The sequence below is a fragment of the Streptomyces sp. AC550_RSS872 genome (genome assembly GCF_019049285.1).
Taxonomy (GTDB): Bacteria; Actinomycetota; Actinomycetes; order Streptomycetales; family Streptomycetaceae; genus Streptomyces.
Genome location: NZ_JAGMUL010000169.1, coordinates 55,185 through 69,238 on the forward strand (window position 1 = coordinate 55,185; position 14,054 = coordinate 69,238).

The 14,054-nt window shown below is 68.3% G+C and carries 13 protein-coding genes; 10 read left to right on the top strand and 3 right to left on the bottom strand.

The window, feature by feature from the left end:
• Positions 1–10 precede the first annotated feature (10 nt).
• Positions 11–1,099 carry a RecB family exonuclease gene (locus KUM44_RS38500; RefSeq protein ID WP_217214424.1) on the bottom strand — a complete coding sequence of 363 codons (1,089 nt, stop codon included), beginning with the start codon at positions 1,097–1,099 and terminating at the stop codon, positions 11–13.
• Positions 1,100–1,274: 175 nt separating this feature from the next.
• On the opposite strand from KUM44_RS38500, the gene KUM44_RS38505 reads away from it, so the two are divergent.
• From KUM44_RS38505 to KUM44_RS38515, 3 genes are all read left to right on the top strand, one after another.
• A complete protein-coding gene (locus KUM44_RS38505) occupies positions 1,275–2,936 on the top strand; it encodes a site-2 protease family protein (protein WP_217214425.1) in 1,662 nt (553 codons plus the stop codon).
• Between the two features lie 77 nt (positions 2,937–3,013).
• Positions 3,014–3,916, top strand: coding sequence for a tRNA (adenine-N1)-methyltransferase (locus tag KUM44_RS38510; protein ID WP_217214426.1), 903 nt, complete (start codon positions 3,014–3,016; stop codon positions 3,914–3,916).
• Positions 3,917–4,185: 269 nt separating this feature from the next.
• Entirely contained in the window at positions 4,186–4,764 is a 579-nt protein-coding gene (locus tag KUM44_RS38515; protein WP_217214427.1) for a hypothetical protein, read from the top strand.
• 58 nt (positions 4,765–4,822) lie between these two features.
• Here the strand turns inward: KUM44_RS38515 and KUM44_RS38520 are convergent, their stop codons facing one another.
• A complete protein-coding gene (locus KUM44_RS38520) occupies positions 4,823–5,128 on the bottom strand; it encodes a ferredoxin (protein WP_217214428.1) in 306 nt (101 codons plus the stop codon).
• A 246-nt stretch (positions 5,129–5,374) separates the two neighbouring features.
• Between KUM44_RS38520 and arc the strand changes: the two genes are divergently transcribed.
• The 6 genes from arc (at position 5,375) to prcA (ending at position 11,600) form a co-directional block, all read left to right on the top strand.
• Positions 5,375–7,141 carry a proteasome ATPase gene (arc, locus tag KUM44_RS38525; protein ID WP_217214429.1) on the top strand — a complete coding sequence of 589 codons (1,767 nt, stop codon included), beginning with the start codon at positions 5,375–5,377 and terminating at the stop codon, positions 7,139–7,141.
• 244 nt (positions 7,142–7,385) lie between these two features.
• Complete coding sequence (gene dop / locus KUM44_RS38530; protein ID WP_374202118.1) at positions 7,386–8,897, top strand: depupylase/deamidase Dop; 1,512 nt, start codon at positions 7,386–7,388, stop codon at positions 8,895–8,897.
• A gap of 199 nt (positions 8,898–9,096) precedes the next feature.
• Positions 9,097–9,315: a ubiquitin-like protein Pup gene (locus KUM44_RS38535; RefSeq protein WP_019757212.1), complete on the top strand. Its 219-nt coding sequence runs from the start codon at positions 9,097–9,099 to the stop codon at positions 9,313–9,315.
• 43 nt (positions 9,316–9,358) lie between these two features.
• Positions 9,359–9,970: an endonuclease VII domain-containing protein gene (locus KUM44_RS38540; protein WP_217214430.1), complete on the top strand. Its 612-nt coding sequence runs from the start codon at positions 9,359–9,361 to the stop codon at positions 9,968–9,970.
• Complete coding sequence (gene prcB, locus KUM44_RS38545) at positions 9,922–10,767, top strand: proteasome subunit beta (RefSeq protein ID WP_217214432.1); 846 nt, start codon at positions 9,922–9,924, stop codon at positions 10,765–10,767. Before KUM44_RS38540 ends, prcB begins: the two co-directional genes overlap by 49 nt.
• A gap of 62 nt (positions 10,768–10,829) precedes the next feature.
• A complete protein-coding gene (gene prcA, locus KUM44_RS38550) occupies positions 10,830–11,600 on the top strand; it encodes a proteasome subunit alpha (RefSeq protein ID WP_217214433.1) in 771 nt (256 codons plus the stop codon).
• A gap of 75 nt (positions 11,601–11,675) precedes the next feature.
• Here the strand turns inward: prcA and KUM44_RS38555 are convergent, their stop codons facing one another.
• Positions 11,676–12,734, bottom strand: coding sequence for a LacI family DNA-binding transcriptional regulator (locus KUM44_RS38555; RefSeq protein WP_217214434.1), 1,059 nt, complete (start codon positions 12,732–12,734; stop codon positions 11,676–11,678).
• Between the two features lie 56 nt (positions 12,735–12,790).
• Between KUM44_RS38555 and KUM44_RS38560 the strand changes: the two genes are divergently transcribed.
• Complete coding sequence (locus tag KUM44_RS38560; protein ID WP_217214435.1) at positions 12,791–14,050, top strand: MFS transporter; 1,260 nt, start codon at positions 12,791–12,793, stop codon at positions 14,048–14,050.
• The last annotated feature ends 4 nt before the right edge of the window (positions 14,051–14,054 follow it).

The following is a 14,054-nucleotide window of genomic DNA, read 5'->3' on the forward strand; positions in this document are numbered from 1 at the left end:
GTCTCCTTCGCTAGTCCGGCCCCATTCTGCCCTGCGGCCCGTCCCCGGACTCGCCCGCCCTGACCGGCAGCGACTGCACACCCCGGGGGGCATCCCCCGCACCCCCGGCCGAATCCGGGTCGGCCACCGCCACCGCCAGCGGATACGGCGGGGGAGTGCCGCCGAATTCCGGGCAGTGCGCCTGGTGATCGCACCAGCCGCACAGCTTCGTCGGCCGCGGCCGCCACACTCCTGTCTCCGTCGCCTCGCGGATCGCCTCCCACAGCGCCAGCAGCTTGCGCTCGACCCGCTCCAGATCGGCGAGGACGGGGTCGTACGTCAACACGTCACCACTGCCGAGATAAACGAGCTGGAGCCGGCGCGGGACCACCCGCTTCAGCCGCCATACCACGAGCGCGTAGAACTTCATCTGGAACAGCGCGCCCTCGGAGTACTCGGGCCGGGGCGCCTTGCCGGTCTTGTAGTCGACGATCCGCACCTCACCCGTCGGCGCCACGTCGACCCGGTCGATGATGCCGCGCAACCGCAGCCCCGAATCCAGCTCGGCCTCGACGAACAGCTCACGCTCGGCGGGCTCCAGCCGGGTCGGATCCTCCAGCCCGAACCAGCGCTCGACAAGTCGCTCCGCCTCACCCAGCCACGCCGCCAGCCGCTCGCCCTCCGGATCGTCCGCGAACAGCTCCACGACCTCCGGCCTGCTCTCCCGCAGCCGGTCCCACTGCCCGGGAATCAGCGACTTCGCACGCGGCGCCGTCCGCTCGGCCGCCGGGGCGTCGAAGAGCCGCTCCAGCACGGCGTGCACCAACGTGCCCTTCGTCGCCGCCGCACTCGGCTTCTCCGGCAGCCGGTCGATCACCCGGAACCGGTACAGCAGCGGGCACTGCATGAAGTCACTCGCACGCGAGGGAGACAGCGAGGTCGGCGGTATGGCACGGGCGACGGCGGCCGCATCACCCGCCGTGGCCGCGCCCGCATCCCCCTCGGCCGTCGCCACCGTCGTACCGTCCGCTCCCGCCGGGCACTGGTCCGTCACCGGCCCGGTCGCCGACGCGACATCACCGCCGCAGTCCGCCGCGGCACCCTCCGTGCTCGTCTCCATGCCCACAGACCTTACGGCCCGCCACTGACAGTGACCCAGCCGCGGCCGTTACGGCTGGGACAGCCGGGGAAACAGAGAGGGGTGCCGGGGCGGAACACGCCGCGACGGCCGCATACCATCGACCCAGACCCATCCGCCCAGCAGGCGCGGACGACGCTTCGAACGAGGGGACACCGTGGACGAGAGCGGCGGGAGCGGGCAGCCGCGGTCCGGCACCGACGAGTCGACCGAGCGCCGATCGACCGAGCGCCGAACAGACCGTACGGCCCCGGCCGCCGACCCCACACACCCCGACCCGGCCCCGGCCGCCGAACAGTCCCCGGACGCCCGGCCCTTGGACACCGACCGGGACGACACCGCGCCCGAAGCCGCCCAGCCGCCGCCCCACGCGGAGGACCACTCGCAGGACGAGCCCCCGCGGGGCACGGACGGCGACGACGCCGCCACCGACGGCGCGGCCCCCCAGCAGGCGCAGCAGGCGCAAGGCGGCCCCTCCAGCGACTCCCCGGTCCCACCGAGCCCAGGCGACAGCCCTTCGGGCCCCACCCCACCGGCGCCGTCCGAACCCCGGTCGCAGCAGCCCCCCACCACGCCCTACCCCCACCACACCCCAGACCCCGACGCCCACGACCGCACCCTCGCCCACTCCGGCCCCACAAAGAACCAGCCGCCCCAGCGCCCCCAGGAACCCCGAGGCGGGCTCCTCATGGGACGCCCCTTTGGCGTGCCCGTGTACGTCGCCCCCAGCTGGTTCCTCGTCGCCGCCCTCATCACCTGGGTGTTCGGCGGACAACTCGACCGCGTCCTGCCCGAGCTCGGCGCCGCCCGCTACCTCGTCTCCCTCTTCTTCGCCGTCGCCTTCTACGCCTCCGTCCTCGTCCACGAACTCGCGCACACGGTCGCCGCACTCCGTTTCAAGCTCCCCGTGCGCCGCATCCAGCTCCAGTTCTTCGGCGGAGTCTCCGAAATCGAGAAGGAGGCCGAGACACCCGGCCGCGAATTCGTCCTCGCCTTCGTCGGACCGCTGCTCTCCCTCGCCCTCGCCGGCGTCTTCTACGCCGCCATGCAGCCCGTCGAACCCGGCACCGTCCCCGGCGTCCTCCTGGCCGGCCTGATGATCTCCAACCTCATCGTCGCCGCCTTCAATCTGCTCCCCGGACTCCCCCTCGACGGCGGCCGTATGCTCCGCGCCATCGTCTGGAAGATCACCGGCAAACCCATGACCGGCACCATCGCCGCCGCCTGGGTCGGCCGCGCCCTCGCCGTCGCCGTCCTCATCGGCCTGCCCTGGCTCACCCAGTCCGGCGCCCTCGGCTCCGACGCCGTCGACAACGTCGGCATGGACACCGTCATGGACGCCCTGCTCGCCGCCATCCTCGCCGCGATCATCTGGACCGGCGCCGGCAACAGCCTGCGCATGGCCCGCCTCCGCGAACACCTCCCCGAACTGCGCGCCCGCACCCTCACCCGCCGCGCCGTCCCCGTCGAGACCGACACCCCCCTCTCCGAAGCCCTGCGCCGCGCCAACGCCGCGGGAGCCCGCGCCCTCGTCGTCGTCGACGCCGACGGCAATCCCCTCTCCCTCGTCCGCGAGGCCGCCATCGTCGGCGTACCCGAACACCGCCGCCCCTGGGTCCCCGTCAGCGGCCTCGCCCAGGACCTCACCGACGGCATGCGCGTCTCCGCCGAACTCGAGGGAGAAGACCTGCTCGACGCCCTCCGGGCCGCCCCCGCCACCGAATACCTGGTGGTGGAGGAGACCGGCGAGATCTACGGCGTCCTGTCCGCGGCCGACGTCGAGCGCGCCTTCGTCAAGGCAATGGCCCGCCCCAGCTGACACACCCGCTCCCCATGTAGCGGGCTCGGCGCTTCCCCATGGTCGGCGGCCCCCCGAAACGCCGGTAGGCTGGTCACATGTCCGAACCGACCGGTGCCGCCCGCAGGCGCGGGCCCTTCAAGGTCGGGGACCAGGTTCAGCTGACCGACCCCAAGGGCCGCCACTACACGTTCACGCTCGAAGCCGGGAAGAACTTCCACACCCACAAGGGTTCCTTCCCGCACGACGAACTGATCGGCGCACCCGAGGGCAGCGTTGTCCGCACCACCGGTAACGTCGCCTACCTCGCGCTGCGCCCCCTGCTCCCCGACTACGTCCTGTCCATGCCCCGCGGGGCAGCCGTCGTCTACCCCAAGGACGCCGGACAGATCCTCGCCTTCGCCGACATCTTCCCCGGCGCCCGCGTCGTCGAGGCCGGCGTCGGCTCCGGCTCGCTCAGCAGCTTCCTGCTGCGTGCCATCGGCGACCAGGGCATGCTGCACAGCTACGAGCGCCGCGAGGACTTCGCCGAGATCGCCCAGCAGAACGTCGAGCGCTATTTCGGCGGCCCCCACCCCGCCTGGCAGCTCACCGTCGGCGACCTCCAGGACAACCTGAGCGACACCGACGTCGACCGCGTCATCCTCGACATGCTCGCCCCCTGGGAATGCCTGGAAGCGGTCTCCAAGGCCCTCGTCCCCGGCGGCATCGTCTGCTGCTACGTCGCCACCACCACCCAGCTCGCCCGGACCGTCGAGTCCATCCGCGAGATCGGCTGCTTCAACGAGCCGACCGCCTGGGAGACGATGATCCGCAACTGGCACATCGAGGGCCTCGCCGTCCGCCCCGACCACCGCATGATCGGCCACACCGGCTTCCTGCTCACCGCCCGCCGCCTCGCCGACGGAGTCGAGCCCCCCATGCGCCGCCGACGCCCCGCCAAGGGCGCCTACGGCGAGGACTACGAAGGCCCCAACGCCGACGGCGGCTCCGGCCGCTGACACGGCCCCACACCGCGCACAACGTACAAGCGCTGTGGTCGAGTTCCCGGAACACCACCGGGAACTCGACCACAGCGCCTTTCTGTTGACACCGGATGCCCGACAACCCGCAGATCCGAACGTCGCACAAACACCCGCACGCCCCCCGCGCCCCCCCGACCACCGCACACCGGCACCCGAACTCCACACCCCGCCGTTCCCCCGCACTGTGACGTGTGGCACCATGCTGGCCACCCCCACCGGCACAGCCCTCACAGGAGACGCTCCTAGTGCAGCAACCCGCCGTCCCGGAACTGGCACACACCCACACCCGCCCCATCCACTGGCTCGCCACCGCCACAGCGGTCGCCGGCGTCGTGGCCCTGTCCTCGGTCCTCCAGCCCAACTCGGCGACAGCCGCCCAGACCGCCGGCCCGGAGACCGGACACGCCCCCGCCGCCCTCGCACCCCCCGACCCGGCCGGCGTCGACCTCCCGCTCGAATGCGGGCCCGTAAAGGCGGTCGTGGTGAAAAAGGCCACCGGAGACCTCGACGGCGACGGCAACCCCGAAACCGTGGCCGTCGTGCACTGCGACGCCCCCATGGGCACCCCACCCGACGGCCTCTACGTCCTCACCCGAGCCACCGAGACGGCCACACCCCGCGTCGTCGCCACCCTCGTCGACCCCAAGGACAGCACTACCGTCAGTGACATCACCGTCCGCGACGGAGCCGTCGTCGCCGACCTGCTCAGCTACTCCTCCGACGACGTACCCCGCTGCTGCCCCGACGTGAAGAACAGCGCGAAGTGGCAGTGGAAGAACGGCACGTTCGTCCGCTCGACACCCGCAGGAGCCCACAGCGTCTGATCCACGCCACCAGCGCGTGTGAGAAATCAGACAGTCGTAACACCCCGTACACGCAAGGTCACTCGGCGTCCGGACCGAACATCTCGACCTTGTCCGAAACGCGACGTACATGGATGCACTCGCCCGGACACTCCTTCGCCGAATCCACCACATCCGTGAGAAGCGGCAACGGCACGGGCGTTGTCGCCCCCTCCACCTGCAACAGCTCGTCGTCCGCGCCCTTCACATAAGCCAGACCATCGATGTCCAGCTCGAACACCTCCGGCGCGTACTGGGCACAGATACCGTCACCGGTACACAGAGCCTGGTCGATCCAGACCTCCAGTGCCACGCCATCGACCCCGGCCGCCTGCTCCACGCTCATCTCTCCTGCCATCCGCTTACGTCGAGCCGAACGGGAATCCGGCCAGCTCTGACGGGTGTTGAACGCTTCGAGCCTACCTGCGGCGGCTTCCCAATCATGTTCGGTGGGTATTCCCCTGGCGTGAGGGAGAGCGCAAGGGTGAAGATCGGACACACCCCGACAGTCTTTGTGATCTAGGGGTTTCAATCGACACCCACCCAGGTAGGGTCTGGAAGCGTCCAGCTCCCCTTGGAGGAGGTGAGGACCGTGGCAGCCCACGACGACGACATGAACCGCGGCATCCGCCCGGGACGAGGGTCCGACGACCCGGCCGGGCAGATCGCCTACCTTGAGCAGGAGATCGCCGTCCTGCGACGCAAGCTCGCCGACTCTCCGCGGCACACGAGGATTCTCGAAGAGCGGATCGTCGAGTTGCAGACCAACCTGGCCGGCGTATCCGCACAGAACGAGCGACTCGCCAACACGCTCCGTGAGGCCCGCGACCAGATCGTGGCCCTCAAGGAAGAAGTCGACCGGCTCGCACAGCCGCCGGCCGGCTTCGGTGTCTTCCTGCAAGCCAACGAGGACGGCACCGCCGACATCTTCACCGGAGGCCGCAAACTCCGCGTGAACGTCAGCCCGAGCGTCGAACTCGACGACCTCAGGCGCGGCCAGGAACTGATGCTCAACGAAGCACTCAACGTGGTCGAAGCCATGGAATTCGAGCGCGTCGGGGACATCGTCACCCTCAAGGAGATCCTTGAGGACGGCGAGCGCGCCCTGGTGCTCGGGCACACCGACGAGGAACGGGTGGTACGGCTCGCCGAGCCGCTGCTGGACGTCACCATCCGACCCGGCGACGCCCTCCTGCTCGAACCCCGCTCCGGCTACGTCTACGAGATCGTCCCCAAGAGCGAAGTCGAGGAACTCGTCCTCGAAGAGGTCCCCGACATCGGCTACGAGCAGATCGGCGGCCTGGGCGGCCAGATCGAGATGATCCGCGACGCCGTCGAGCTGCCGTACCTCTACCCCGACCTGTTCAAGGAGCACGAACTGCGCCCGCCCAAGGGCGTCCTGCTCTACGGACCGCCCGGATGCGGCAAGACACTCATCGCCAAGGCCGTCGCCAACTCGCTGGCCAAAAAGGTCGCCGAAGTCACCGGCCAAGCCACCGGCAAGAGCTTCTTCCTCAACATCAAGGGCCCCGAACTCCTCAACAAGTACGTCGGCGAAACCGAACGGCAGATCCGACTCGTCTTCCAGCGCGCACGTGAGAAGGCCAGCGAGGGCACACCCGTCATCGTCTTCTTCGACGAGATGGAATCCCTCTTCCGCACCCGCGGCTCAGGCGTCAGCTCGGACGTGGAAAACACCATCGTCCCCCAGCTGCTCGCCGAGATCGACGGCGTGGAAGGCCTGCAGAACGTGGTCGTCATCGGTGCCTCCAACCGCGAGGACATGATCGACCCCGCCATCCTGCGCCCCGGCCGACTGGACGTGAAGATCAAGATCGAGCGCCCGGACGCCGAAGCCGCCAAGGACATCTTCGGCAAGTACCTCACCGAGCGCCTCCCACTGCACTCCGAAGACATCGGCGAACACGGCGGCAGCAAGGCGACGACGGTCCAGAGCATGATCCAGACCGCTGTCGAACAGATGTACGCCGAATCCGAGGAAAACCGCTTCCTGGAAGTCACCTACGCCAACGGCGACAAGGAAGTCCTCTACTTCAAGGACTTCAACTCCGGCGCCATGATCGAAAACATCGTCGGCCGCGCCAAGAAAATGGCGATCAAGGACTTCCTCGAACACAACCAGAAGGGCCTGCGCGTCTCCCACCTCCTCCAAGCCTGCGTGGACGAGTTCAAGGAGAACGAAGACCTGCCCAACACCACCAACCCCGACGACTGGGCCCGCATCTCCGGAAAGAAGGGCGAACGGATCGTCTACATCCGCACCCTCATCACCGGAAAGCAGGGCGCAGACACCGGACGCTCCATCGACACGGTGGCAAACACCGGTCAGTACCTGTAAAACACAGGGCGGCTGCGGGTGCCCCCACCGGGCATCCGCAGCCCACTGTTTTTCCGGCCACCGCCGGCACGAACGCGAGCAACGCAATGACGCAAATGATCTCCCCACCAGCGCAAAGGCGTTCTAGGCTCTTCCATACCGCCGAGTCGCGCAGTGCGGGGACGGGCACCGCACACGCACCGGAGCGCCAGCGGTACTTGAGCGGCACCCCCGACCGAGGGCGCCGCCGGGCAAGGAGGGCCGCATGACCGTACGGCGAGTAATGGGCATCGAGACGGAGTACGGGATCTCCGTCCCCGGCCACCCCAACGCCAATGCCATGCTCACCTCATCCCAGATCGTCAACGCCTACGCGGCGGCGATGCACCGGGCCCGACGAGCCCGCTGGGACTTCGAGGAGGAGAACCCGCTGCGCGACGCGCGAGGCTTCGACCTCGCCCGCGAGGCCGCCGACTCCAGCCAGCTCACCGACGAGGACATCGGCCTCGCCAACGTCATCCTCACCAACGGAGCACGCCTCTACGTCGACCACGCACACCCCGAATACAGCGCCCCCGAGGTCACCAACCCCCGGGACGCCGTCCTCTGGGACAAGGCCGGCGAACGCATCATGGCCGAAGCCGCCGAACGCGCCGCACAGCTCCCCGGCGCCCAGCCCATCCACCTCTACAAAAACAACACCGACAACAAGGGCGCCTCCTACGGCACGCACGAGAACTACCTGATGAAGCGGGAAACCCCCTTCTCGGACATCGTGCGCCACCTCACCCCCTTCTTCGTCTCCCGCCAGGTCGTCACCGGCGCCGGCCGAGTCGGCATCGGCCAGGACGGCCACGAGCACGGCTTCCAGCTCAGCCAGCGCGCCGACTACTTCGAAGTCGAGGTAGGCCTGGAGACGACTCTCAAGCGCCCGATCATCAACACCCGGGACGAACCCCACGCCGACGCGGAGAAATACCGCCGCCTCCACGTGATCATCGGCGACGCGAACCTCTCGGAGATCTCGACGTACCTGAAGCTGGGTACGACGGCCCTCGTCCTGTCGATGATCGAGGACGGCTTCATCGCCGTGGACCTCGCCGTCGACCAGCCCGTCCGCACCCTCCACCAGGTCTCCCACGACCCGTCACTCCAGCGGCTCATCACCCTGCGCAGCGGACGCACACTCACCGCCGTCCAGCTCCAGATGGAGTACTACGAGCTGTCGCGTAAGTACGTGGAGGAGCGCTTCGGAGCGGACGCGGACGAACAGACCAAGGACGTCCTGTCCCGCTGGGAAGACACCCTGAACCGCCTGGAGCGGGACCCCATGAGCCTGTCCGGCGAACTGGACTGGGTCGCCAAGCGAGAACTCATGGAAGGCTACCGCCGCCGCGACGACCTCGACTGGGACGCCGCCAAACTCCACCTCCTCGACCTCCAGTACGCCGACGTACGCCCCGACAAGGGCCTCTACAACCGCCTCGCCGCCCGAGGCCGCATCAAGCGCCTCATGACCGAGGAATCCGTCGAACGGGCCAAGACCAAGCCGCCCGAGGACACCCGCGCCTACTTCCGCGGCCGCTGCCTCGAGCAGTACGCCGACGACGTCGCCGCCGCCTCCTGGGACTCCGTCATCTTCGATCTCCCCGGCCGCGACTCCCTCCAACGCGTTCCAACCCTCGAACCCCTTCGCGGAACGCGAAATCACGTCAAGGAGCTCCTGGACCGCTGTCGCACCGCAGAAGACCTGGTCAGGGTCCTGTCAGGCAGCTGAGGGGTACACGAACGACACAGACCGGACGTCGGCCGAACAGGGTGGAAAACCCGGCGTCCGGGAATCATCGAGATGGCCCCCGTACGTTGCAGAAACTGCGGGGCCGATGTCAGACCCGGCTTGTAGGGTCTGATCATCACCGATCGGCAGGAAAGCCGACCTGCCGACCATGTCGGGCGAAACGAGCGGGGTGAGGGATATGGCAACCAAGGACACCGGCGGCGGACAGCAGAAGGCCACGCGCTCTACCGAGGAGGTCGAGGAGCAGGCTGCGGAGACGCAGGCTTCTGAGGACCTCAAGGAGCGGCAGGAGAAGCTGAGCGACGACGTCGACTCGGTTCTGGACGAGATTGACGACGTACTCGAGGAAAATGCCGAGGATTTCGTGCGTTCATTCGTGCAAAAGGGTGGGCAGTAAAGGAATTCAAACCGCTTCGCCTTCGGATTGAAGGTTGCGGGGGATGAGGGTGACTGAGGATCCGAGCGCGAAGCAATGCACTGGCTGCAAGCGAGACTTGCCTCCTGAGGCATTCGCACGAGACAGGAACCGCCGTGACGGCCTGCAGGTGCGGTGCCGGGAGTGTGTAGCGGAGTACAGCGCTGCGCACTACCGGCGCCGCCGGGAAGCCGTGGGGAAGTCGGTTCGGGAGAAGGTGGACGCACCGGCCGGGCATAAGCTCTGCCGGACATGCGGTGAGATCAAGCCGCACAGCGAGTGGCATCGCAACGCCACTGCATCCGATGGCCTGTCGACGCGGTGCAAGGCGTGCCGGGCCATCCAGGGGCGACAGGACCATCTGAAGCGGCAGTACGGACTCACGGAAGCCGAGCGCGACGAGTTGCTCGCCTCTCAAGGGGGCGTCTGCTGCATATGTTTGGCGGCTGTGCCTGAGCATGTGGATCACTGCCACGAGACGGGTAGGGTCCGTGGCGTACTGTGCTTCAGCTGCAACGCCGCACTGGGGCAGTTCAAGGATCGGCCCGACGTTATAAGGCGGGCTGCTGCTTACGTGGAAGGAATCGCGTGGAAGCCAACACTCGTAGCACCGGGCGTCTACCAGCTGCCTTCCTGACGCCTGGGTCGTCCTCGTTCATGGACTTTCTCTCGGAGCACCAGCCGGAGATGTTGCCCGGTAACCGTCAACTCCCGCCGACGCAGGGCGTGATCGAGGCGCCGCACGGCACCACGATCGTGGCTGTGACGTTCCCCGGCGGTGTCGTGCTCGCCGGTGACCGGCGGGCGACCATGGGTAACGTCATCGCGCAGCGGGACATCGAGAAGGTGTTCCCTGCCGACGAGTACTCGGCCGTGGGTATCGCGGGTACCGCCGGTCTGGCCGTCGAGATGGTGAAGCTGTTCCAGTTGGAGCTGGAGCACTTCGAGAAGGTCGAGGGTGCGCAGCTGTCCCTCGAAGGTAAGGCGAACCGGCTGTCGACCATGATCCGGTCCAACCTCGGTATGGCGATGCAGGGACTGGCCGTGGTGCCGCTCTTCGCCGGTTACGACGTCGATCGGGACAAGGGGCGGATCTTCTCCTACGACGTGACCGGTGGTCGTTCGGAGGAGCAGGGGTACGCCGCCACCGGTTCTGGTTCGATCTTCGCGCGTGGTGCCATGAAGAAGCTCTTCCGTGCTGACCTCACCGAGGCCGAGGCCACGACGCTGGTGGTGCAGGCCCTGTATGACGCGGCTGACGACGACTCGGCGACCGGTGGTCCCGATGTCGCCCGCCGGATCTATCCGATCGTCACGGTGATCACCGACGATGGTTTCCGCCGGCTCGGCGACGACGAGTCGTCCGAGATCGCTCGTTCCATTCTGGAGCGGCGTCTGGAGCAGCCTGACGGCCCGCGGGCCGCGCTGCTGTAGCGGCGGGGTTCGGTCTTTTTCTAGGTGATCCTGTGACTTCGACAGAAAGGGACGGATAACCGGTGTCGACGCCGTTCTACGTCTCCCCCCAGCAGGCCATGGCCGACCGGGCGGAGTACGCCCGTAAGGGCATCGCGCGTGGTCGCAGCCTGGTTGTGCTGCAGTATGCCGATGGCATCGTGTTCGTCGGTGAGAACCCGTCCCGTGCGCTGCACAAGTTCAGTGAGATCTATGACCGGATTGGTTTTGCGGCCGCCGGCAAGTACAACGAGTACGAGAATCTGCGGATCGGTGGTGTGCGGTATGCCGATCTTCGTGGTTACACCTATGACCGTGATGACGTGACCGCGCGTGGTCTCGCCAATGTCTATGCGCAGACGCTGGGCACGATCTTCTCTTCGGCGGCGGAGAAGCCGTATGAGGTGGAGCTGGTTGTCGCCGAGGTGGGTGAGACGCCTGAGGGTGACCAGATCTATCGGTTGCCGCATGACGGGTCGATCGTGGATGAGCACGGTTCGGTGGCCGTCGGTGGTAATGCCGAGCTGATCAGTAATTTCCTTGATCAGCGGCATCAGGACGGTATGAGTCTGGCCGAGGCTCTGAAGCTCGCTGTGCAGGCGCTGTCGCGTGAGTCGAACGGTACGCAGCGGGAGATTCCTGCGGAGCGGCTTGAGGTCGCGGTGTTGGACCGTACGCGTCCGCAGTCGCGGAAGTTCAAGCGGATCGTGGGTCGTCAGTTGGCGCGGCTGCTTGAGGCCAATGGGGCGTCCACTGAGGCCGAGAGTGCGGAGAACGGGGAGGATTCCGAGGAGTCCGACAGCTCCGAGGAGTAGTCCCAGCCTGTCTTGTTTACGCCTGTGCCCCGGCCGGATCGCCCGGCCGGGGCACAGGCGTGTTTCTGGGCCGGGCTACGGCGTGCTGGGCGGTGCTGTGGAGCCTCGGACGACGAGCTCGACGGGGATGTCGCCCGCTTTGGGTTCGCGGCCTTCCAGGACGGCCAGGAGGGCTTGCATGCCGCGTTCCCCGAAGAGCTCGGCGTCCAGGCGGACCGTTGTGAGTTCGGGGTCGATGGCGGTGGCGAGGGCGAGGTCGTCGAGGCCGGTGACGGAGAGGTCGTCGGGGATGCGGAGGCCGAGGCGGCGGGCGGCTTTGTAGGCGCCGGCGGCGAGTTTGTCGTCGTCGCAGACGATGGCGGTGGGGCGGGGGCCTGGGGCGGAGAGTGCGGTTTCGGCGGCGGTGCGGGCTTCGTTGATGGAGATGGGTGCGCGGACGGTGAGCAGTGATGTGCCGGGGATGTCGCCGAGTCGTGCGGCGAGTTCGTGGGCGCGTACTTCGAAGGTCCAGGACGCGATGTCGGCGGCGAGGTGGAGGAAGCGTCGGTGGCCGAGGCCCAGGAGGTGGTCGGTGACCTGGCGGATACCGTCGGTGATGTCGAGGTTGACTGTGGCGGCGCCGTGGCTGCCTGCGGGGTCGCTGTCGAGCATGACGAGGGGGAGCTGGTCGCCGCGGATGGCGGTGAGGGCGTCGGCGGCCATGGAGGAGGCGATGACGCCGTCGAGGGCGGTCTGGGCGGAGGCGAAGGGGTCGCGGGCGGGGCCGATGCCTTCGGGGGAGGGGTAGAGGACGACGCCGAAGCCGTGTTGTGCGGCGATGCGGGCGGCGCCGGTGTAGACGCCGGCGAAGAATTCGGTGGTGAGGGCGGGGACGACGAGCAGGACGGTGCGTGTGTGGCCGAGGCGTAGGTTGCGGGCGGCGAGGTTGGGCCGGTAGCCGAGTTCGCGGGCGGCTTGGCGGACGCGTTCGGCGGTGGTTTCGGAGACTCGGCCGCGCCATTTGTCGCCGAGTACGAGGGATACCGCGGCCTGGGAGACGCCTGCTGCTTGGGCTACGTCTCGGCTGGTGGGGCGGGTGCTGCCGTGTGCCACCGTCCGCCTGCTCCTTCGTCTGGACTCGTGAACAGCGCACATGGTACGTATGACGGAGGACGTTATACGTAAAACCTATGCGGAGGGCGGCCCGGCTGATGAGTGGCGCATACCTGGAGGTCCTCAGGGCGAGGCATGCCGCCCGGCTGCTCGTCGGCACGCTCGTGGGCCGGCTGCCGAACGCGGTGGCCCCGCTGGCGATCGTGCTGTTCGTGCGCGCGGAGGGGGGTTCGTACAGTCTGGCCGGGGGTCTGGCGGCGGTCTACGGGGTGGCCAACGCGGTGGGGCAGCCGCTGCTGGGGCGGCTGGTGGACGTGTACGGGCAGCCGCGGGTGCAGCTGCCGGCGGCGGTGGCCTCGGCTGTCGCGATGGCGGGGTTCGCCTTCGTGGGCGTCGGCGCGCTGCCGCTCGCGTATGCGGCTGTGGCGGCCGCCGGGTTGTTCACTCCGCCTTTGGAGGGCGGCTTGCGGGCGCTGTGGTCGTCGGTCCTGCACAAGGAGGGCCAGGTGCACACGGCGTATGCGATGGACGCGGTGGCGCAGGAGGTCATGTTCACGATCGGCCCGCTGCTGCTGACGCTGTGTGCGTCGTTGTGGTCGGCGCAGGCGGCGCTGCTGGTCCTGAATGTGATCGGGGTGCTGGGTGCGCTGTCGGTGGTGGTGTCGCCGCCTTCGCGTGCGTGGCGTTCGGAGCCGCGTGAGGCGCACTGGCTGGGGGCGCTGCGCTCGCCGGGACTGCTGGCGATGCTGGCCTCCTTCCTGTTCATCGGGATGGCGATGGGGTCGATCGCGGTCGCGGCGGTGTCGTACGCGGACGACAACGGCGGTGACGTGGTGTACGGCTGGTTGATGGCGGGCGTGGGGCTGGGTGCGCTGGTCGGTGGTGTGGTGTACGGGGCGCGGCAGTGGGCTGGTGAGCCGGCGCGGCGACTGCGGTTGCTGGTGGCGTTTCTGGCGGTGTGTTATCTGCCGTTGATGCTGATGCCGGGTGTGGTCGCGATGACGTTGCTGGCGGTGCTCGCGGGGGTGTTCCTCGCGCCGTGCATCGCGTGTGCGTTCGTGCTCGTGGACCGGCATGCGCCGCGGGGGACGGTCACCGAGGCGTTCTCGTGGCTCGTGACGACGTTCACCGTGGGTGCGTCGGTGGGAACGGGCCTGGCGGGGCCGGTCGTCGAGGCGGGCGGGGCGCTGTGGGGGTTCGCCGTGCCGGGCGCGGCGGGGGTGGTGTCGTTGCTGGTCCTGCTGGCCACGGGGCGGGTCCTCGCAGCTCCCGCCAGGGGTGCGGTGGTTGCGGCTTCATCGGAAAATGATCCAAACCGTGCTGTCGAACCCCGTTTCAGCTCGGGGGATCGGGCGTAATGTT

Bases quoted from the DNA above. Each gene is read 5' to 3' on its own strand.
- KUM44_RS38500 (WP_217214424.1), bottom strand. From the start codon at position 1,099: ATGGAGACGAGCACGGAGGGTGCCGCGGCGGACTGCGGCGGTGATGTC.
- KUM44_RS38510 (WP_217214426.1), top strand. From the start codon at position 3,014: ATGTCCGAACCGACCGGTGCCGCCCGCAGGCGCGGGCCCTTCAAGGTC.
- KUM44_RS38520 (WP_217214428.1), bottom strand. From the start codon at position 5,128: ATGAGCGTGGAGCAGGCGGCCGGGGTCGATGGCGTGGCACTGGAGGTC.
- dop (WP_374202118.1), top strand. From the start codon at position 7,386: ATGACCGTACGGCGAGTAATGGGCATCGAGACGGAGTACGGGATCTCC.
- KUM44_RS38535 (WP_019757212.1), top strand. From the start codon at position 9,097: ATGGCAACCAAGGACACCGGCGGCGGACAGCAGAAGGCCACGCGCTCT.
- KUM44_RS38540 (WP_217214430.1), top strand. From the start codon at position 9,359: ATGAGGGTGACTGAGGATCCGAGCGCGAAGCAATGCACTGGCTGCAAG.
- KUM44_RS38555 (WP_217214434.1), bottom strand. From the start codon at position 12,734: ATGTGCGCTGTTCACGAGTCCAGACGAAGGAGCAGGCGGACGGTGGCA.
- KUM44_RS38560 (WP_217214435.1), top strand. From the start codon at position 12,791: ATGAGTGGCGCATACCTGGAGGTCCTCAGGGCGAGGCATGCCGCCCGG.